This window comes from Streptoverticillium reticulum, assembly GCF_047456005.1.
In the GTDB taxonomy this organism is placed as follows: Bacteria; Actinomycetota; Actinomycetes; order Streptomycetales; family Streptomycetaceae; genus Streptomyces; species Streptomyces reticulum.
Map to the genome: position 1 here is coordinate 601204 of NZ_CP179755.1, position 19169 is coordinate 620372.

15 protein-coding genes are annotated in these 19169 nt (G+C 73.1%); 3 read left to right on the plus strand and 12 right to left on the minus strand.

The genetic code is table 11. The features are described from left to right. Positions 1–287: 287 nt before the first annotated feature. The 11 genes from ACMATS_RS02685 to ACMATS_RS02735 form a co-directional block, all read right to left on the minus strand. Positions 288–1355, minus strand: coding sequence for an acyl-CoA dehydrogenase family protein (locus tag ACMATS_RS02685; protein ID WP_414166724.1), 1068 nt, complete (start codon positions 1353–1355; stop codon positions 288–290). Further along, positions 1355–2530, minus strand: coding sequence for an acyl-CoA dehydrogenase family protein (locus ACMATS_RS02690; protein ID WP_414166725.1), 1176 nt, complete (start codon positions 2528–2530; stop codon positions 1355–1357). Before ACMATS_RS02690 ends, ACMATS_RS02685 begins: the two co-directional genes overlap by 1 nt. A 15-nt stretch (positions 2531–2545) precedes the next feature. After that, positions 2546–3739 carry a CaiB/BaiF CoA transferase family protein gene (locus ACMATS_RS02695; protein WP_390781273.1) on the minus strand — a complete coding sequence of 398 codons (1194 nt, stop codon included), beginning with the start codon at positions 3737–3739 and terminating at the stop codon, positions 2546–2548. A gap of 47 nt (positions 3740–3786) precedes the next feature. After that, entirely contained in the window at positions 3787–5208 is a 1422-nt protein-coding gene (locus ACMATS_RS02700) for a CoA transferase (RefSeq protein ID WP_414166726.1), read from the minus strand. 69 nt (positions 5209–5277) lie between these two features. Further along, positions 5278–6015 carry a helix-turn-helix domain-containing protein gene (locus ACMATS_RS02705; protein WP_390781271.1) on the minus strand — a complete coding sequence of 246 codons (738 nt, stop codon included), beginning with the start codon at positions 6013–6015 and terminating at the stop codon, positions 5278–5280. 28 nt (positions 6016–6043) lie between these two features. Then, positions 6044–6448 (minus strand): hypothetical protein, encoded by a 405-nt coding sequence (locus tag ACMATS_RS02710; RefSeq protein ID WP_414166727.1) that lies wholly within the window; start codon positions 6446–6448, stop codon positions 6044–6046. Positions 6449–6727: 279 nt separating this feature from the next. Next, positions 6728–9370, minus strand: coding sequence for a SpoIIE family protein phosphatase (locus ACMATS_RS02715; protein WP_414166728.1), 2643 nt, complete (start codon positions 9368–9370; stop codon positions 6728–6730). Positions 9371–9457: 87 nt separating this feature from the next. Continuing rightward, positions 9458–10111 (minus strand): hypothetical protein, encoded by a 654-nt coding sequence (locus tag ACMATS_RS02720; RefSeq protein WP_414166729.1) that lies wholly within the window; start codon positions 10109–10111, stop codon positions 9458–9460. A gap of 24 nt (positions 10112–10135) precedes the next feature. Next, a complete protein-coding gene (locus tag ACMATS_RS02725; protein ID WP_414166730.1) occupies positions 10136–11404 on the minus strand; it encodes an ABC transporter permease in 1269 nt (422 codons plus the stop codon). Then, on the minus strand, positions 11401–12123 hold the full coding sequence (locus ACMATS_RS02730) for an ABC transporter ATP-binding protein (protein WP_390781267.1): 723 nt from the start codon (positions 12121–12123) through the stop codon (positions 11401–11403). The genes ACMATS_RS02725 and ACMATS_RS02730 overlap by 4 nt, the downstream gene beginning before the upstream one ends. After that, complete coding sequence (locus ACMATS_RS02735) at positions 12120–13412, minus strand: peptidoglycan-binding protein (protein ID WP_414166731.1); 1293 nt, start codon at positions 13410–13412, stop codon at positions 12120–12122. Before ACMATS_RS02735 ends, ACMATS_RS02730 begins: the two co-directional genes overlap by 4 nt. Positions 13413–13548: 136 nt before the next feature. On the opposite strand from ACMATS_RS02735, the gene ACMATS_RS02740 reads away from it, so the two are divergent. The 3 genes from ACMATS_RS02740 to ACMATS_RS02750 all read left to right on the plus strand — a co-directional run bounded on the left by ACMATS_RS02740 (position 13549) and on the right by ACMATS_RS02750 (position 16532). Continuing rightward, entirely contained in the window at positions 13549–14235 is a 687-nt protein-coding gene (locus ACMATS_RS02740) for a response regulator transcription factor (RefSeq protein WP_414166732.1), read from the plus strand. After that, positions 14228–15745 (plus strand): sensor histidine kinase, encoded by a 1518-nt coding sequence (locus ACMATS_RS02745; RefSeq protein ID WP_414166733.1) that lies wholly within the window; start codon positions 14228–14230, stop codon positions 15743–15745. The genes ACMATS_RS02740 and ACMATS_RS02745 overlap by 8 nt, the downstream gene beginning before the upstream one ends. Positions 15746–16016: 271 nt before the next feature. After that, positions 16017–16532, plus strand: a complete 516-nt coding sequence (locus ACMATS_RS02750) for a hypothetical protein (RefSeq protein ID WP_414166734.1) — start codon at positions 16017–16019, stop codon at positions 16530–16532. Positions 16533–16885: 353 nt separating this feature from the next. On the opposite strand, the gene ACMATS_RS02755 is transcribed toward ACMATS_RS02750, so the two are convergent. After that, positions 16886–18886 (minus strand): glycosyltransferase, encoded by a 2001-nt coding sequence (locus tag ACMATS_RS02755; protein ID WP_414166735.1) that lies wholly within the window; start codon positions 18884–18886, stop codon positions 16886–16888. Positions 18887–19169 lie beyond the last annotated feature (283 nt).

Here is a 19169-nt window from a genome sequence, read left to right on the forward strand (position 1 = left end):
AGAGCCCCCGGTCCTGAATCGACACCGCCTGGTCGATGGGCGGCCGGCTGGGAGGCCGTCGGTGGCCCCGCACCGGCCTCCCACCGCCCCGAGTTGGTCGGCTGCTTCGAGTCCGACGCAGCTGGCCAGCATCTGCGACTGCCTCGGCAGACCCCAGGCGCCCCGCCGGAGGCCGGACTGGTGGGGCCGGTTGGCGCCGAGAAAGCCGTGAAGGCGCCACACGCGCCCGCGCGGTCCTCCCCGGCCCACATCGCTGCGAAGCGTGGGGAGGGTGCGGGGGCAAGGGATCAGGGCTCGGTGGTGAGGGCGGGCCAGAGGGTGGCGGCGTGGACGGACCGGGCCAGGCGGCGTGCCCAGTGGGTTTCGTCGCCGTCCTCGTCGCGCCAGGACCACAGGCGGGTGGTGGCGAGGTGGAGGGGGTTGAGCCGGGTGATGCCGATGGCACCGTGGAGTTGGTGGGCGATGCGGGCGATCTCGGCGGCGGAGGCGGATGCCTGGGTCTTGGCGGCGGCGACGGTGAACCGCGCGGCCGGGCCGCCGGTGTCCAGCGGTGCGGCGGCGGCCTGGACGGCGGCGCGTACCAGGGCGGTCTCCTCGATCAGCCGCGCCTCCTCCTGCTTGACGGCCTGGAAGCGACTGAGCGGGCGGCCGAACTGCGTGCGGGCCGTGGTGTGGGCCACCGTCAGTTCGACGCAGCGTTCGGCGGCTCCGGCCATCAGGGCCGACCGGGCCAGGGCCGCGCGGAGTTCGGCTTCCTCCAGCAGTTCCCGAGGGATCCGGCGGACCTGTGAGGCGGGAATGTCCAGGGCGGCGAGGTGCAGGTCGTCGCGGGGTTCCTCGGCGAGGTTGCCACCGGGGGTGAGAACGGCCCGGTCCGGGGCGAGGGTGAACAGGACGGGGCCGGAGGGGGCGGTCGCCAGGACGACCACGGCGCCGGCGGCGCGGGCCCAGGGGACGCGACGAAGGGTGCCGGTGACCAGCAGGGTGTCGTCGTCGCCCGAGCAGCCGGCCGAGCCGACGCCCGAAGTGGCCGGGTGGGCGTAATGGATCGTCAGGTCGGGGGCAATGGCGTAGCTGAGCGGGCCTTCGGGGACGGGGAGACCGGCGCGACGCAGCAATGGGCGGGCCACCAGGGCGGTCTCGGCGAACGGGGCGGGGACGGCACGGCGTCCCGCCTCCTGGGCGGCGGTGAGGAGTTCGGCGGTGGACGCGTCCGGGGACGGGAGGGCCACGGCGTCGGCGGCAGTGGTGTTGGTGACGGTGGCGATGGCGTCCGGGTCGGCGTAGAAGGCGGTGGTGTCGTAGGCGTCGGCGGGGATGACGGGAGCGCCGGTGTCGATCGTGTGGGTGTTCATCAGTGCTGCTCCAGACCACGAGTGATGATGCCGCGAAGGATTTCGTTGGTGCCGCCGCGCAGGCTGTAGCCGGGGCTGTGCAGCAGGGCGAAGGAGAGCAGTTCGGGGTGGCTGCCGGGGGTGGCGTGCGGGTCGGCCGGGGTCGGCAGGACGCTGCGGACGGTGTCGATCAGCGTGCCCTCCAGGCGGGTGCCGAGGTCCTTGACCAGGGCGGCCCGGGTGTCGGCCGAGGCTCCGGCGTCCAGTGCGGCGGCCACGCCGAGGGAGAGCCGGCGGATGCTGTACAGGCGGGCCGTCAGGATGCCGACCTGGGTGAGCTGTTCGGCCGTGGCGGAGTGCTGTCCGAGTTCGCGGAGCAGGGAGACCAGCAGGGGGAAGGTGGACAAGTAGCGTTCCGGGCCGCTGCGTTCGAAGGCGAGTTCGCCGGTGACCTGCTTCCAGCCGTCGCCTCGCTGCCCGAGCAGCATGCCGTCGGGGACGTCGACGCCTTCGAGGTGGACGGCGTTGAAGCGGTGCTCGCCGCTCATCAGCCGGATCGGCTCGACCCGTACGCCCGGGGCGCGCAGGTCGACGATGAACTGGCTGAGGCCGGCGTGCTTGTCCTCGGCGTCGTCGGTGCGGGCCAGCACGATGGCGTAGTCGTTGACGTGGGCGCCGCCGGTCCACATCTTGGTTCCGGTCAACCGCCAGCCGTCGGCGGTGCGTTCGGCGCGGGTACGCACCGAAGCGAGGTCGGAGCCGCTGCTCTTCTCGCTCATGCCGATGGAGAAGAAGCACTGTCCGGCGGCGATCCGGGGCAGGAAGAAGCGGCGCTGCTCCTCGGTGCCGTGCTGGAGGATGGACGGGCCGGCCTGCCGGTCGGAGACCCAGTGGGCGCTGACCGGGGCGCCGGCGGCGAGCAGTTCCTCGATCACCACGTAGCGTTCGAGGAAGCCGCGGCCCGCTCCGCCGTACTCGGTGGGCAGGGCCATGCCGACCCAGCCGCGCTCGGCGAGGCGACGGCTGAAGCCGGGATCCCAGCCGGCGAGCCAGGAGTCGGGACGGCCGAGCACGGTGCCGCGGGCACGCTCCTCATCGAGAAAGGCGCGGACCTCGGTACGGAGCCGGCGGGTCGATTCGGGCAGGGTGACGTCGGGGAATGCGATCGGCGAAAGCGTCGAAGGCGAAGAAGACATGGGCGATTCGCTCCGTCAGTGTGTGGAGTGCAGCAAGGAGGGGTCGAAGCCGACTTCGCCGAGCACCTCGTCGGTGTGCTGGCCGATGCCCGGGCAGTGGCGCAGCTCCGGATCCGGGTCGGCCGAGTAGCGGACCGGGCGGCCGATCACCCGGTAGAGGCCCTCGGTGGGGTGCTCGGAATTGCGCAGCAGGCCGCCCTCCTGGGCGTAGGCGGTGGTGGCGGCGGACTCCAGATCGAGCACCGGGGCGGCGGCGATGCCCACCCGGTCGCAGAACTGCTGCCATTCGGCGCTGGTGTGACGTGGCGTCAATTCGGCGAGCAGCGGATAGAACACGTCGGCGTTACGGGCCCGTTCGGGTCCGGTGGCAAAGCGTGGGTCGTCGGCCAGGTCGGGGCGGCCGACGAAGGCGGTGAAGTCCCGCCAGTTGCCGTCGCTGTGCGGCAGGATGCACATCCAGCCGTCGGCGGTGCGCTGGGCCCGGCGCTGCGGGCTGAGCGAGCGGGCCGAGCCGAACTCCCCGTCGGTCTCCAAGGTGGCCGCACCCAGGTGCTCGACCAGGTTGAAGGCGAGCATGGTATCGGCCATCGGGACCTCGATGTGCTGGCCGCTGCCGCCGTGCTCCCGGTAGTGCAGTGCGGCCAGTACCGACTGGGCGATCTGCATGCCGCAGATCTTGTCGGCGAGGACGGTGGGGACGAAGTGCGGCTGGCCGGACACCTTGTGGTTGAGCCATACCAGGCCGCTGGCCGCCTGGATGATGTCGTCGTAGGCGGCGTGGGTGCCGTAGCGGCTGTCGCTGCGGAAGCCCTGGGCGTTGGTATAGATCAAGCGGGGGTTGACGGCCGCGACGTCGCCGTAGCCGAGGCGGAGCTTCTCCAGGGACTGCGGGCGCAGGTTGGTGATGAAGACGTCGGCGGTGCGCAGCAGGGCGAGCAGGGCGTCGCGGCCGTGCGGGGCCTTGAGATCGATGACGGCGCTGCGCTTGTTGCGGTTCAGGTTGAGCGCCGTGCCGCCCATGCCGGGGTGGCGCCGTGGAGGGTAGTGGCGCGTCATGTCACCGGCGGGCGGCTCGACCTTGACCACGTCGGCGCCCAGGTCGCCGAGTTGCTGGGCGGCGTACGGGGCCATGATCACGCCGGCCAGTTCGATGACGCGGACTCCGGCGAGGAGTCCGCTGCCGGACGGGCCGCTCGATTTCTCGGGCATCTTCGGGTTCCTTCTGGGGAGTTGGCGGGGCGGACGGATGACGTGGCCTAGCGCCACTGGAGATCGGCGGAGCCGAGCGGGGAACGGCGGCCGGGCTGGGGGACCGTGCGCCCGCTGTACGCGAACGGCGTCGCCGGTTCGGTGAGCGGGCCGAAGTCGGTCGCGGTGGTCGACAGCGGGGCGAGCGGTACGCGCCCGGGCAGGGCCAGGCCGAGTACGTCCTCCCGCGCCAGCAGCCCGAGTTCCTGCACCCAGTGGCACACCCCGGCCAAGGTCACGCGGATCCGCCAGGAGCCGCCCTCCGTCGCACGCCGGCCCAGGGCCGTTGCGACGGCGGCGGCCCCGAGGTAGGCGGCGAGGTAGTCGTTGAGCAGGTACGTCGGCGGCAGCGAGGGCCGGTCCGTCCACTCCTCGACGGCGAATCCGGTGGCCGAGCAGGCGAGTTGGTCGAATCCGCCGCGTTCGCCCCAGGGGCCTTCGGCGCCCCAGGCGTGGTATTCGAGGGTGATGAGTCCGGGGCGGCACCGGACGAGTTCCTCGGTCGACGCCCCGTGCCGGGCGAGTCCCCGGTAGGCGTGCACGAAGACGTCCGCGTCCTGGAGTGCGTCGTGGAAGGCCGCACGGTCGTGGTCGTCGCGCAGGTCGCAGTAGGCGTTGCGCTTGCCGCCGCCGGTCATCGCGATCATCGGGATCGGGTCGGGGCGGTCGGGACGCGTCAGGTGCAGCACGTCGGCGCCGAACTGGGCGAGGAGTCGCGTCGATACGGGACCCGCGATGACATGGGTGAGATCGAGCACCCGTACGCCCGTGAGCGCCTCGTCGGCTTCGTCGATCGGCTCCAGCGGGCGGGCCGGTCCGTCGCCGATGCGTTCGATCTCGACGACCGGGCGCTGCGCGACATAGCGCCCCGCGGGGTGCGCGAGCCACTCGTCCCGGCTGCGCACCGCGCAGGCGACGCCGCCGCGCGCGCAGATGGCCTCCTCCAGGGTGAAGGCGTCCCAGCCGGCCGCGGCCTGCGCGATCCCCACCTTGTCGAGCCCGCACCTCAGCACGGAGCAGACCGCGTCCCGCAGATGCGGATAGGTGGTGATGATGTAGATCCAGCGGCCGTCGCGCGCCCGGTAGAAGTCGTTGTTGCCGAGCAGTGTCGGATCGTCGAGGAGGGCGGTGAGCGGGCGCCGCGAGAGCGTCGTGTGATACGTCGCCATGAGCTGGTCGATCGCGGCGCCGGCCTGCACCTCCACCTTCTGGTGGCGGTGACCGCGCTGTTCGCCGACCGCCGCCGTCTGCCGTCCGAAGACGCCGATCGCGGCGGACATGGCATCGGCGAGGCGGTGCACCGAGGGCACCAGGGGGTCGGCCCCGACGACGGTGATGTCCTCGGCCCCGCGGGCCGGATCGGGGTCGCCGAGGGTGTGCAGCAGCCGGGAGACGATCTCACCGGTCGTGGTCAGTGCGTTCGAAGTCATGCCGGGATGCTCGTTCCCGGCACCGGACGAGCGCCCGGATTCACGGATATCCGTGAATCGATGCGGACATCACATCCGGCTCTCCTGGATGTGCGCGAGGAGCCGGGCCGCCGCCCGGTCCAGGCGCAGCCGCTCCGAGCGGCCGCGGCGCTGGTGGATCAGGGCGAGGGCTCCCGTGACGACGGGGCCGTCGGTGACGGGGATCGCGAGTGCGCTGACCTCGGGGTCGGCCAGCCCCTCGCTGCGGCTGATCCGCGACGCGCGGATCGCCGGAAGAGCAGTGCGGAACTCGGCGACCGCCTCGGGGTCGTGGCGGGCGAGCTCGTCGAGCAGCCCGCGGCGCTCCGCCTCGTCGGTGAAGGCCAGCAGCAGACGGCCCGCGGCGGTGCGCAGCAGCGGCCGGGCGACGTGCTGGTCGGCGAGCGGCACGAGGCGGGGAATGTGGTCCTCGCCGCCGCGCGCGAGGTACACGGCATCGAGCCCGACCCGCACCGTGAGCAGCACCGGGGTACCCGCGACGCGGCTCATTTCGCCGAGCTCGGCCCGACTGATCCGCGGGACGACCCGGCCGGCGATGAGGTTGAGGACGTGCGGGGCGGGCCCGAGTCCGAAGCGCCGGTGCTGTTCCACCAGAAAACCGGTCGCGACAAGGCCGTTGACCAGATCCTGCACCGAACTCGCGGGCGCCCCGACCGTCCGCGCCAACTCGGCCACGGTCACCCCGCCCGGCGCCCGCGCGGCGGCCTCCAGGATCCACACGACGCGATCCACCGTCCGGTGCCGCTGCCGTCGGCCGTGCTCGCTCATCCCGCCCCCGCCTTGTTCTTCCCGGGCATCACCGGCCGCTCGCACCGAGCGGCCCGCCGATCCTTTCCGGTACCGCCCCGACGGGCAAATCGGCCCCGGCAGTTTCCTCTCCTCGCCGGTCGAGGACTTCCGGGGCCGGGAGGGAGCACGTACCTGACGCTCCCTGGAGCAGGATGCCCAAGGACAGCAGTCGGGGCGTGTCCTTGCCTGGCCCGCCGTCGAAAGTCAGGGCTATGCATTTGGCCTTCTGGCAGTCGACTTCGGAGCCCGTTCCAGCCGTATCCTTGTCGTCCAGCGCCAGGTTGCGTGCCGAACGCGGCGAGATCGCATTGTCCGCGCATCCGGTGAGGGACAAGGCCGGTGAAGCGGCCGCGATCAGCGCGGCCGCCACCCGGCCCCGGACGCGGCGGGCTTCTGTTCCTGTGTTCGGCATGGCGCCACTCCGATTCGTGTTCTCAGTCACCGAGCTTCAAATTCCATTCGCCGGACTTCATGCCGTGAACGCCGACGGGACGATCCCGGATCGAGACGTCCTGACCCCCGGCGCTCGGTGCGCAGGAGGAGTACCGGTTCGCCTGCTCGCCTGCTCGCCTACTTGACGGTGAAGGCCACCGTGGCGCGCTGGGCGGACTCGCGGCCGTCCCTCGATGGCGGTGCCCTGGCCGACTTTCCAGGTGGTGTCGGCGTCCTGGTCTGCTGATCCTCCATCGGGCTACATGGGCAGCGCCTGCTCGGCCCAGATCACTTTTCCCCTCGCCGTGTAGCGCGTCCCCCAGCGGTCGGCGAGCTGGGCGATGAGGAAGAGGCCGCGGCCGCCCTCGTCCTCGTCGGCCGCGTAGCGCAGGTGCGGGGAAGTGCTGCTGCCGTCGGAGACCTCGCAGATCAGGGAGCGGTCGAGGAGCAGGCGCAGCCGGATCGGTTCGGTGCCGTAGCGGATGGCGTTGGTGACGAGCTCGCTGAGGATGAGCTCGGTGGTGAACACGGCCTCGTCCAGGCCCCATGCGGTGAGCTGTCGGGTGACGTCGGCGCGGGCCTGGGCCACCGCTGCGGGGTCGGAGGGGAGGTCCCAGGCGGCGATGCGGTCGGGTGGAAGGACGCGGGTGCGGGCGGCCAGCAGGACGATGTCGTCCCGGCGGTCGTCTGCCGGAGGCAGCGCCTCAAGCATCGCGTCGCAGACCTCCCGGGGTGTCCGTCCGGGGCGGGACAGCACGGCCGTCAACGTCCCCAGGCCCGCGCCGGGTTCGCGGTCACGGTCCTCGACGAGGCCGTCGGTGTAGAGCACCAGGCCGGTGCCTTCGGGGAGGTGCAGCTTCTTGGCCTCGAAGGGCAGGCCGCCCACGCCGAGCGGCGGTCCGGCGGCGAGCTCGGGGAACTCCACCGTGCCGTCGGGCAGGACGATCGCGGGCGGCGGGTGGCCTGCTCTGGCCATCGAGCAGGTCGCGGTGGACGGGTCGTAGACCGCGTACAGGCAGGTCGCTCCCGCGACGGGGGACGCGTCGTCCGCCGATGCCGCCTCCTGGTCGATGCGGGCGACCAACTCGTCGAGGTGGCTGAGCAGTTCGTCCGGCGGCAGGTCGAGGGAGGAGAAGTTCTGCACGGCGGTGCGCAGGCGGCCCATCGTGGCGGCGGCGTGCAGGCCGTGGCCGACCACGTCGCCGACGACCAGCGCGACGCGGGCTCCCGGCAGCGGGATGACGTCGAGCCAGTCGCCTCCCACCCCGGCCGGCGAGGGCAGGTAGCGGTGATCGGCGTCGAGGGCGTTCTGCTCGGGGAGTTCGCGCGGCAGCAGGCTGTGCTGCAGGGTCACGACCATGGCGTGCTCGCGGGTGAAACGGCGCGCGTTGTCGATGCACACCGCGGCGCGGGCCGCCAGCTCCTCCGCCAGGGACAGGTCGTCCTCCTCGAAGGGTTCGCTGTCGCGGGTGCGCCAGAAGGTGGTGATTCCCAGCATCACGCCGCGCGCCGCCAGCGGCACGGTGATGAGCGAACGCAGCCCGTGGTCCAGCACGGCCCGGTTCTGCTCGGCGCCCTGGGTCCGCCAGCTGGATTCGGTCTCCAAGTCGGCGACCAGTACGGGTCGTCCGCTGACGAAGCCCACGGCCGCCGGAGAAGGCGCGGCGAACCTCACCGGCCCGCCCGCCCGGTACAGGGGATGGTCGTCCCGGGCGCCGCTGAGCGCCACGCGGTACAGCTCGGCCGGTTCGGTGCCCGATGTCAGCACCGGCGGTTCCTCGCCGCGCAGGACCGGCTCGGCGAGGTCGACGCTCGCGTAGTCCGCGAACTCCCGGGTGGCCACCTGGGTGAGCTCCGCGGCGGTGCGCTCGACGTCGAGGGTGGTGCCGACGGCCACGCTCGCTTCGTACAGCAGCGCGAGCCGGCTGCGGGCGACCTCGGCCTTGCCGGCGAGGGCGCGCAGCTCGGTGGTGTCCCGCAGGGTGGCCACGCTGCCGGGCGGGCCGCCGCGGCGGTCGGTGCGCCGGGTGTTCACCGCCAGCAGCCGGTCCTCGACGGGGACCACCTCGTCGGTGACCACGCGCCGGGAGGCCAGCAGATCGGCCGTCCGGGGGGCGAGGCCGAGCCCGGAGACGTGCCGCCCGTCCACGTCCTCGGGCAGGCCGAGGAGGCGGCGCGCCTCGTCGTTGGCCAGCAGGACCTTCCCGTCCCCGTCGACGATGACCACGCCTTCGCGGACGGCGTGCAGCACCGCGTCGTGGTGCTCGTACATCCGCGTCATCTCGGCCGTGCCGAGGCCGTGGGTCTGCCGCCGCAGCCTTCTGCTGACCAGCGCCGTGCCGCCCGTCGCCACGGCGAGCGCGACGGCGCCGGCGCCGACGAGGACCGGGAGCTGTCGGTTGACCGTGCTGCTGACCTGGCTGACCTGGATGCCGGCCGCCACCAGGCCGACGGCGGCGCCCCGTGCGTCCTTCACCGGGACGATCGCCTGGACCCGTTCGCCCTGCGTGGCCTCGACCGTCTCGACGGTGCGGCCGCCCTTGAGCGCGGGCCCCAGGGTGCCCCGGAAGGGTCTTCCGATCAGGGAGGGGTCGGGGTTGGTGTAGCGGGTGCCGTCGGGGTTCATGACGGTGATGAAGGACAGCCCGCCCTCCTTGCGGGCCGCCTCGGTCAGCGGCTGCAGCACCGCGGTCGGGTCGGGGCCGCCCAGCACGTCCGCCAGGCCGGGGCCGTGGGCGAAGGCCTCGGCCCCGGCGAGCGAGCGGTCGCGGGCCGACTGGAACCTGTCTGCGCGGGCCTTCAGCAGCAGCGTGGTCACGGCCGCCACCACGAGCAGCAGCACAATCACCACCTGCAGCACGAACATCTGGGCGGCAACGCTGCGGATACTCGGTCGGGCCATGCCCCCGTGTGTACCGTGGCCACGGAGCGGAGGGGGGCGCACCACGCCGCGGGTTCCCTTACGGTGCAGCCCCGGGCGCGGCGGCGCTCAGCCCCGGCCGGCTCCGCACTTGTCCAGTGCCGCCTTGGCCTTGGGGTCGGGGTTGTCGCCGAGGTACTTGCCCGTGCCCTCCGGGGTGAAGAGCTCCGGGGCGTCCGCAGTCGGCTCGTGCAGCCCCTGCAGTCCCTCGCCGCGCAGGCACTCGTAGGTCTTGCGCAGCTGCGCGAGGTGTGCGGCGTCGCCCTTGTCGTCGTCGGCCTCCGGCAGCGGGTGCTCCTGGCGGCACGGGCCGATCACCTTCTCGAACCACTTCTGGGTAAGAGGGCTGTCGTAGGTGGTATTGCCCTTCGCGTCCTGCCCGAACACGAACTGCTTCCGGCCCTTCGGCCTGAGTTCGCCCTCGTCCTTGCCGGTGCCTTCCACGACCTCGATGCCCTGCTGCTCGGCCTTCCTCGCCGTGCACGTCCGGAACTCGGCGTGCCACGCGTCGTACGCCTGAGCGGCTTCCTTGCTGCCCGCCTTGTACTTCTTGGCCGAGGGGCCGCCGGAGCCCTGGGGCGTCGCGGCGTCACCGGGCTTCCGGAGCGATGCGACGTTGTCGCCGTCCTTGCCCGAGCCGCTGCTGCTGCCGCAGCCGGCCAGCAGTGCGGTGGCGGTGACAGCCGCCAGTGCCAGAGCGGCGGAGCGCATGATGCGATGCATAAGGGCCTTCTCTTTCCGGGGAGTTCAGGACGTTGCCAGTGCTTCGGTGGGAGTGAGGCGTGCGGCGCGCACGGCCGGCCAGAGCCCGGCGAGGGTGCCGACGACGAGCGCTGCGCCCAGGCCACCGAACACGGCGGGCAGCGGCAGGACGGCCGGCCAGGCCTGGGAGGCGGCCCAGGCCGCGGTCCCGGCGACGCCCAGGACCACGCCGGCGATGCCGCCCAGCAGGCAGAGCACCACCGACTCGGTGAGGAACTGGGCGCGGATCTGGCCCCGCGCGGCACCCAGGGCGCGGCGCAGGCCGATCTCGGTGCGGCGCTCCAGTACGGAGACGACCATGGTGTTGGCCACTCCGACCCCGCCGACGAGCAGCGCGACCCCGGCCAGCCCGAGGAAGAGGGAGGAGAAGGCCGTCTCGGTCATCTTCTTGGCACGCAGCGCATCGGAGGGCCGGCTGACGGAGACGCCGGAGGGCTTCTCCGGGTTGACGGTGGCGGCGAGCACGGCGCGGACGTCGTCCAGGGCGGACTCCCTCGCCCGGACGTACACGACGGAGGGGTGGCCGTCGAAGCCGAGCCGTTCCTTGGCGGCCGGCAGGCTCACGACGGCCGTGGAGTCCATCTCCGGCAGCAGCGGCATCGACTTGAGGATGCCGGTGACGGTGAACCAGTGCTCGCCGAGCCGTACTTGGGGTCCGGCGGTGCCGTCCTGAGGCTGCAGGTCGGTGATGCCGAGCCGCTGGGCCGCGGTCGCGCCGAGGACGACCGTGGGGAACGCGCCGGCGGCCCCGCCCGGCAGGGCGCCGGCGTGGGCCTCGGCGCCGAGTGCCGTGCGGAAGTCACCGCTCGCGGTGACGACGGAAACGCCGGAGGTGTCGCCGGCGGGGACCTTGTCGGAGCGGCGCACGGACACGCCGGGCAGCTTGCCGACCGCCGCGGTGGCCTCGACGGGCCCGATGCGCGCGGCCATGGCCGCGGCCTGCTCGGGCAGTTCCTCGCTGCGCATCCCGCCCGCGTCGGCGGACTTCTGGACCTTCAGCAGATTCGTGCCGAGTCGTGCCATGTCCTCGTCGAGCGCCTGCTTTCCGGAGGCGGGGATGCCGACGACCATCACCATGGTCGCGACGCCGATGGAGATGCCGAGGGCGGAGAGCACGGCGCGGGCGGGCCGGGTGCGCAGGCGCAGCACGCCCAGCGCGAGGACGTCCCGCAGTGGCAGGCGTACGGGCCGGACGTCCTCCGTGCCGTACGCTCCGGCGTCCTGCCGGGCAGTCCTGCGGAAGCGGGGGATCATGCGGTTCCCTTCGCCGGCGGGCGGGTGCCGGTGTCGTGCCGGACGCGGCCGTCGAGGATCTCCACCCGGCGGGGCAGCGTGGCGGCCAGTTCCCGGTCGTGGGTGATGACGGCGATGGTGGTGCCGGCAGCGTGCAGTTCCCGCAGCAGGTCCATCACGGCGTGGCCCGTGCGGCTGTCGAGGGCCCCGGTCGGCTCGTCGGCGAGCACCAGGGCGGGGCGGTTGACGAGGGCGCGGGCGATGGCGACGCGCTGTTTCTGGCCTCCGGAGAGCTGGTGGGGCAGGTGCCCGGCCCGGTCGGCGAGACCGACCTGTGCCAGGGCCTCGCGGGCCATGGCCCGTCGGCGGCGGGCGGGCACGCCCGCGTAGAGCAGGCCGGTGGCCACGTTGTCGGTGGCCGTCAGTCCCTCGGCGAGGTGGAACTGCTGGAAGACGAAGCCGAGCGAGCGTCCGCGCAGTGCGGACAGCCGGCGGTCGCCGAGCCCTTCGACGTCCCGGCCGCGCACCCGCACGCTGCCGGAGGTCGGGCGGTCGAGCATGCCCATCAGGTGCAGGAGGGTGGACTTGCCGGAGCCTGACGGGCCGACGATGCCCAGCAGTTCGCCCTCGGCGATGGACAGGGAGACGCCGCGCAGTGCATGGACACCGCCCGGGTAGCTCTTCCAGACGTCCTCCAGCTCCAGGACGGGCGGCGGGATCGGGCGTGCGACGCCGGTCACTGTGCGGTCACCACCCGGACGCCCTCCTTGATCTCCGGTCCCGAGACCTCGACCAGGCCCTGCGCGAACATCCCGGTCTTCACGGAGGTCAGGTGCGGCTTCTCGGCGCCCTGTCCGGTGACCTGCACCGCGTAACCGCCTTCGCGCAGCGCCACCAGGGCGCCCACGGGCACGGCCAGGACGCCGGTGCGGGAACCGCTGGTGAAGCCGACCGACACCGGGGCCCCGTCGAGGCCGTCGGCAGCGCCGGGGTCGTCGAGCGAGACGGTGACCTTGACCTTGGCATCGCCCGCCGCACTGTCCGCTCCCCCGCCGTCGCCGCCGGAGCCGGTCTTGCCGTCCTGGGCGGCGACGGTGCCGACGTCGCGGACCGTGCCGGTGCTCTTCGCGCCTCCCGGCAGGTCGACGGTCACCTTGGTGCCCTGGGGCGCCAGCGGCTTGTCGGCGACCGGCAACGGCACGGTCACGGAGCGGGTGCCGCCGGTGAGGGTGAGCAGCTCGCCGTCGGCGCGGTCACCGACGTGGGCCCTGATCTCACCGATGCGTGCGCTGACCGCGATGACGCGGACGTCGGCGGGATCGACGACGCCGGACGGATGCTGGTCGCCGTTGGCCTTCTGCCAGCGCTTGACGGCCGTCACGGTGGCGTCGGTGAGGAGGGTGTCGGGACGGCCGAAGTCGCGGAAGCCCAGCGCGTAGAGGTTCTCCTCCAGGATCTTCACGTCGGCGCCGCGGGTGCCGGGTCCCGCGACGTCGCCGGCACCGCCGGGCGAGGGGGTCGTGGCGGGACGGGGCTCGCCGGAGGCGGGAGAGCTGCTCTTCGCGGAGGCTCCGGCGGACGGCTCGGGGGCCTGGCCCAGCTTGCGGTACAGGGGCATGTCCCCGTAGAAGACGGTCACCGGCCGGTCGTCGATGCGGGCGAGCGGCTTGCCGCGTTCGGCCGTCTCCCCGGCCTTCGGCAGCCAGGTGACCGTGCCGGCGCCCGGGCCCTTGACGGTCGTCGCCTCGCCGTACCCCAGGGTTCCGGCCATGGTCTTCTGCTCGCCGAGGTCGGTCCTGATCACTGCGACCGACCTGGCCTCGCCCGGTCCTTCGGGCGCCTCCGCGGCGGGGCGGTCGCGGAGCCAGGTGTAGGTCACGCCGCCGCCCGTGAGCAGGACGGCGAGGGCTACCAGCGTGCCCGTCGCCGCCTTCTTCCTCCGGGACGGGGCGGCTGGACGGCCGCCGTCGGGGGTGTGGGCGGCGTCTCTGACGGCGGGCAGCGTCGCGGTGTCGTCCTGTGCGTCCATGAGCACCCTTCACGCTCGGGGCCCGGCACGGGTCGGCCGGAGGTTCGCACAGAGTGCATGAAAAGCGCCTAACAGCCACTAAAGATTCCTAAGACGGCTTAAGGAACAGACGCATACATCTGCCATCCTGGTCGCCATGAACATCCTGGTGGTGGAAGACGATCCGCAGGTCGGTGCAGCGCTGCGGCGCGGTCTGGAGGCCGAGGGATACACGGTGGACCTCGCCGCGGACGGTCTGGCCGGGCTCCGGCTGGCCCAGCGGCGTTCCTACCGGGCGATCATCCTCGACATCATGCTGCCCGGCGTGCACGGCTACCGGGTCTGTGCGGAACTGCGCGCGGCCGGCGTGCACACCCCCGTCCTGATGCTCACCGCCAAGGACGGGGAGCACGACGAGGCCGAAGGCCTGGACACAGGCGCGGACGACTACCTGACCAAGCCCTTCTCCTACGTGGTGCTGTGCGCCCGGCTGCGCGCGCTGATCCGCCGCGGCGGCGGAACCGGTGGGGAAACGCTCCGCTGCGGTGACCTCTGGCTCGACCCGGCCACCCGCCGTTGCGGCCGCGGCGACACCGAAGTGGCCGTAACCCCACGCGAGTTCGCCGTCCTCAAGTGCCTCCTGCAGGCCCCGGGGACCGCGCTGTCCAAGACCGACATCCTCGACGAGGTGTGGGACATGGCCTACGCGGGCGGGACGGCGATCGTCGAGGTCTACATCAGCACCCTGCGCCGCAAGATCGACGCGCCCTTCGGCAGGCACTCCATAGAGACGGTGCGCGGCGCCGGCTACCGGCTGGTCGAGGACGGCCCCCTGCATGTTTGACCGGCTGCCCACCCGCGTCCGCACCGCCGCTCTCGCCGGGCTGGCGGCGCTCGTGGTCTTCAGCGGCGGGGCGTGGTGGCTCCAGCAGCGCCTGTACGCCGCGTGCTACGCGGACACCGTGGACAAGGCCCGGGTCCAGGCCCGTGCCGTGGCCCGGAACATCATCCTCAGCCAACGGGCGAACGGCATCTCCGCCGACCAGTCGGACTGGCCGTACCTGGTCCTCAAGCCCGACGGCAGGATCGGCACCGAGGGCAACGGCGCCGGCAGCTACCAGGGGCTCGCCGAGCAGCTGCCCGCCGCGCCCGCCGACGCGCGCCCGGACTGGACCGACACCCGCACCGTCCGCTTCGGCGCCCTCGAACCGGCACCCGTGGGCGCGTCCCCCGCCACCGACCCGGACACCGGCACCGTCAGCTTCGCCGCCGGGCCGGCACCCGGCGACGGGGCCCCCTCCGCCGCCCCGCTCGCCCACCGCACCCTGACCCTCGTCGCGGCCTCCGTCGACGTCGCCCAGGGCGAGCCCACCATGTTCGGCCGTTCCGGGGGCCGTTACACGGTCTACGTCGTCGTCCTGCCCGACGTGGCCCAGGCCGCCGTCGACGGCCTGGCCCCCTCCCTGTGGACGGGTGTCCCCGTGGCCGCCCTGATCGTGGCCGCCACGGCCTACGTCGCCACCCGGCGCGCCCTGCGCCCCGTGGAGGCGATCCGCTCCGAACTCGCGGAGCTCGGCGAACGGCAGCTGGACCGGCGCGTCCCCGTACCCCGCGCCCGGGACGAGATCTCCCGCATGGCCGTCACCACCAACGAAACCCTCGACCGGCTGGAGCGCGCGGCCGAGCAGCAGCGGCGCTTCGTGGCCGATGCCTCGCACGAGTTGCGCAGCCCCATCACGGCGCTGCGCTCGCAGTTGGAGATCTCTCTCGCCCACCCCGAGCGGACCGCCTGGCCGGAGGCGACCCGGCACGCGCTGACGGCCGCCCGCAGCATCCAGGCGCTCGCCGACGACCTGCTCTTCCTCGCCCGCCCGGATGCCGGAGGGCAGCAGGATGCCCTGGTCGACCTGGCGGGCCTGGCCCGTGAACTGGCCCACGAGGCACGTGCGGTACGGCCCGACGGGCCTGCGATCGGCGTCCACGCGCCCGAGACCGTCCCCGTGCGCGGCCACGCCCTGCACCTCATGCGACTGCTGCGCAATCTCCTCGACAACGCGGTGCGCCATGCCCGTACGACCGTCACCGTGTCCGTCGAGCACACCGGGGACGTCTGGCGCGTGCAGGTGCACAACGACGGCCCGGCCGTCGAACCCGCCGACCGGGAACGGATCTTCGAGCGCTTCACGCGGCTGGACGAGTCCCGCAGCCGGGACGCGGGCGGCAGCGGCCTGGGCCTGGCCATCGCCCGCGACATCGCCGCGCGGCACGGCGGACGGCTGTACGTGGCGCCCGAACCGACGGGCGGCGGGGCGGCGTTCGTGCTGGAGTTGCCCTTCGGTGACCCGGCGAGTTGATCAGGCACGTATCCAAAGAGGACGGCGACCTGCGTCACATTGGCAGCACACCCAGCAGTTCCGATCCCTCCGGGAGAAGACGCCGGGTCTGCTGAAGCAGGCCGGAGCACCGGCCCACGCGAACCGGCCGAAAAGCAACACCGAGGACCATGAGGCTGCTTCCCGACCACCACGTGACGACGGCAGTCCTGTACTCCCTGACCTCCGCCGCCTGCGCCCTGCTGTCCGGGGCGCCGGCCGGGTTCCTCGCGCGCCGACCGCGCAGCATCGGGTGCTGCGCGGACCGTCCCGTGCCGGCGAAGTCCTGGGGGCCTCGGTCCTGTTGACGCTGTCGGTCGGCCTGCTGTGGCCTCTGTGGGACCGCACCCCGGGTGAAGGGACCGATGCGCTGACCGTGGCGCACCTGCCGGCCTCGGCCGTGGGGCTGGGCGTGCTCACTTCGTGCGGTGCCCTGAACCGCTGGGGCGGCGTCCCGGCCATGACGACCCTGGCCGCCCTGGCCCTCGCGGCCGTCACCGGCGGCTGGACCGCCTGGACCGGGGCGGGCTCGGACCGGGCGCCGCGGGGCACCGACTTCGGCCTCGCGGCGCTGGTGAGCACGGGCGCCGCGGTGTGCGGCACGATGGTGGCAACGGCTGCGGTGCGGTGGCGCGGGCCGCGGCCGCCGCACGTGCTCGTACCGGTCGCGCCGGCCCCGGCGCTGGCCGCCGCGGTGGCCGCGGGCACGCTGGCCGCAGTCCCGCACGCAGCGGCAACCATCCGCGTTCCAGCGCTGCTTGGGAGCTGACCCGGTCATCCCTGCATGCTCCGCAGTCGACCTTGGAGAGCGTCTCCCGGCTCCGGCCGCCCCTGGCGTCGCTGGCATGTCACCGAAGACCCCCTCCCGCCGCAGGGCGCTGCGGATCACCGTGTGGAGCATGGTCGGCCTGCTCCTCGCCGGCATCGCCGGCCTCGGCTGCCTCTGCGGCGTGCCACGGGAGCCGTTGCGGCCGTCCGCCTCGCCCGCGGCGAGGCGGACGATGGTCACGGAGGCCCCGGACGCCAGGGCGTGGTGCAGGTCGGGGTTCATGCAGCAGAGGTCGTCGTCGGGGTGGCAGCAGATCTGCAGGGGGACAGCCTCGCCGGGCCGCTGTGAGTCGCTCATCCGGCGCTGTCCTGCTCTGCAGGGGCCGGTATCGATTCCACGGCGTTCACGGACAGTTCGTTCGAGGGGGTGAAGAACGGGCGGACGCGCACCGGGCCGCGGTCCGCGGCGGTGACCTCGATGTGCGGGTACACGTCGACGCTCTTGCGGTTGACGATGTCGTCGAGCAGTCGTCCGGCGCGCACGGGATCCTGCTCCGCACGGGGGACGAGCCACAGGTCCCAGTCGTCGTGCGGCCCGGCCCCGGCGCTGCCGAGGTCGGCCGCGGCGAAGCAGAGCGTGAAGGTGCACGGGTCGCGCCGGCCCGGTCCCGGGGCGCGGATCTCCAGCGGCAGTTCGAGGTCGGCCGCGCGGGTGCTGCGCCGGGCGCGCAGCACGGCGGTGGGCCGGTCCACGGGCGTCGCGCCGTCCGGTCCGAAAAGCCGCCCGGTGACCGTGACCGTGCCCGCCTCGACGGCCACGTCGGTGATCTCGGCGTGCCGCTCCCGTCTCCATACCCGCAGTGCAAGCCTGCCGTCGACGGTGGCGTACGGGATGGACCAGCTCAGCGGCGCCGGGCCGGAGCCTCCCCGGAGCAGCAGTTCCGCGGTCTCGACCACCCCTGCGGTCAGGGGCACGGGGGGACGCCCGGGCACATCGGCCGTCAGGTCCCAGTGTCCTTCGGGCAGTTCCGTCATGTCCGTCTCCACGTCGAAGACCCAGCCGCCGTCGGCCCCGTTGCGGAGGAGGCGGACCTCGTCCGCCGTCCTGGCGCGCCGTCGCAGGACGAGCGCGGTGTCCGCGGGCAGCATCCCCACCGGGCGCAGCCGGATACGCAGCAGGCCCGGCCTGAGCACCGTGCAGTCCGCCGCCGGCGGCTCCGTGCGGGCCAGGGAGGCGAACAGCCGCTCGTAGCGGGCCACGATCCGGTGGGGGGCGAAGCGGCGGACGGCGAGCCGGCCCGCGGCGCCCATGCGCTCGCGCAGTTCGCGGTCCTCGACGAGGGTGCGCAGCGCGCCCGCGAGCGCCTGTGCGTCGCCGTTGGGGACGAGCAGTCCGGTGACACCGTCCTTGATGATCTCCCGTGGCCCGTGCGGGGAGTCGGTGCTGACCACGGGCAGTCCGCACTGCATGGCCTCGGCGAGGGGCATCCCGAAGGTTTCGCGGACGGCGGCGCCGACGGCGATGGCGCCCTTGCTCCACTCCGTGTCCAGCGACGCCCGGGAACCCATCAGGCTCACGTGGTTGTACAGGCCCCGCTCGTTGATCAGGCGGCGCAGCCGTGCCTCGTCCGGGCCGCGGCCGTAGATGCGCAGTCGCCAGTCGGGGTGGTCGGGGAGGAGCTGGGCGAAGGCGTCGACGATGAGGTCGAACCGCTTGGTCCGGGCCAGTCTTCCTGCGGCCACGACCAGTGCGGCGCGCTGCCGTGGCGGAGTGACGGACGGTGCCGGAACGACGTTGGGGATGACGGTGATCCGCACTGTGGTGTCGCCGAAGTGCTCGCGGTGCAGCCGGGCGTCCGCCTCGGTCAGCGGCACCACCGCGTCCAACTCCCGGTAGACGGCGTCGACATCGGCGCGCATCCGTCCCCGCGCGGCGCGGAACCCTTCGTGTTCCTGGGCCACGCGCAGGTACGGGGCATCCGTGCAGGCCGCCAGGTAGGCGGACAGTCCCGGCCGGGTGGAGACGACGACCTGGGCATCGGTCTGGCGCAGAAAGTCGCCGACCCGTTCGTCGGCGAGCCGGGTGTAGCCGGGGGCGAAGCCGTCCAGGGTGAGGAAGACGCGCGACGGCTCCGCGTGCAGGGGGTGTGCCTCGTCGCCCGCTCCCGGCCGCCGGTCCACCAGGGGCACCAGCTTGACCCGCGGGTCCAGCGGCAGCGCGGGCTTGTCGGCGTTGCGGAACACCGACACGATCTCGACCTCGTGCCGCTCCGCGAAGGCCGCCGCGAGGTTCGCCGTGGCGCGGACCACCCCTCCGATGGCGTAGGCGTTGTGAATCAGGAACACGACCTTCATGCCGTTCCTTCCGCTCTTTGTGCTGTTGTCGTCAGGCAAGTTCGGTCACCACCGCGGACAGGTCGTTGTCCGCGGTGCAGAACGGGCGGACCGCGACCCTGGCGGGCTCCACCCCGTACCGGAACGGCCGCCAGGCGGAGGTCCCCGGTTCTCCTGCCGCAGCAGCCGGTTGTGCAGCAGTTCACGCGTAGGCACGCGGCACTCGAAGTCCCGGCCCGTCAGCCGGACTTCGCCTGGGACGATCAAGGTCCTGGGGGTTCTGGCGCCGGCGCAGGACGAGGGC

Excerpts from the sequence above, each read along its gene's own strand:
- ACMATS_RS02685 (WP_414166724.1), bottom strand. The coding sequence starts at position 1,355 with ATGAACACCCACACGATCGACACCGGCGCTCCCGTCATCCCCGCCGAC.
- ACMATS_RS02690 (WP_414166725.1), bottom strand. The coding sequence starts at position 2,530 with ATGTCTTCTTCGCCTTCGACGCTTTCGCCGATCGCATTCCCCGACGTC.
- ACMATS_RS02695 (WP_390781273.1), bottom strand. The coding sequence starts at position 3,739 with ATGCCCGAGAAATCGAGCGGCCCGTCCGGCAGCGGACTCCTCGCCGGA.
- ACMATS_RS02700 (WP_414166726.1), bottom strand. The coding sequence starts at position 5,208 with ATGACTTCGAACGCACTGACCACGACCGGTGAGATCGTCTCCCGGCTG.
- ACMATS_RS02705 (WP_390781271.1), bottom strand. The coding sequence starts at position 6,015 with ATGAGCGAGCACGGCCGACGGCAGCGGCACCGGACGGTGGATCGCGTC.
- ACMATS_RS02710 (WP_414166727.1), bottom strand. The coding sequence starts at position 6,448 with ATGCCGAACACAGGAACAGAAGCCCGCCGCGTCCGGGGCCGGGTGGCG.
- ACMATS_RS02715 (WP_414166728.1), bottom strand. The coding sequence starts at position 9,370 with ATGGCCCGACCGAGTATCCGCAGCGTTGCCGCCCAGATGTTCGTGCTG.
- ACMATS_RS02720 (WP_414166729.1), bottom strand. The coding sequence starts at position 10,111 with ATGCATCGCATCATGCGCTCCGCCGCTCTGGCACTGGCGGCTGTCACC.
- ACMATS_RS02725 (WP_414166730.1), bottom strand. The coding sequence starts at position 11,404 with ATGATCCCCCGCTTCCGCAGGACTGCCCGGCAGGACGCCGGAGCGTAC.
- ACMATS_RS02735 (WP_414166731.1), bottom strand. The coding sequence starts at position 13,412 with ATGGACGCACAGGACGACACCGCGACGCTGCCCGCCGTCAGAGACGCC.
- ACMATS_RS02740 (WP_414166732.1), top strand. The coding sequence starts at position 13,549 with ATGAACATCCTGGTGGTGGAAGACGATCCGCAGGTCGGTGCAGCGCTG.
- ACMATS_RS02745 (WP_414166733.1), top strand. The coding sequence starts at position 14,228 with ATGTTTGACCGGCTGCCCACCCGCGTCCGCACCGCCGCTCTCGCCGGG.
- ACMATS_RS02755 (WP_414166735.1), bottom strand. The coding sequence starts at position 18,886 with ATGAAGGTCGTGTTCCTGATTCACAACGCCTACGCCATCGGAGGGGTG.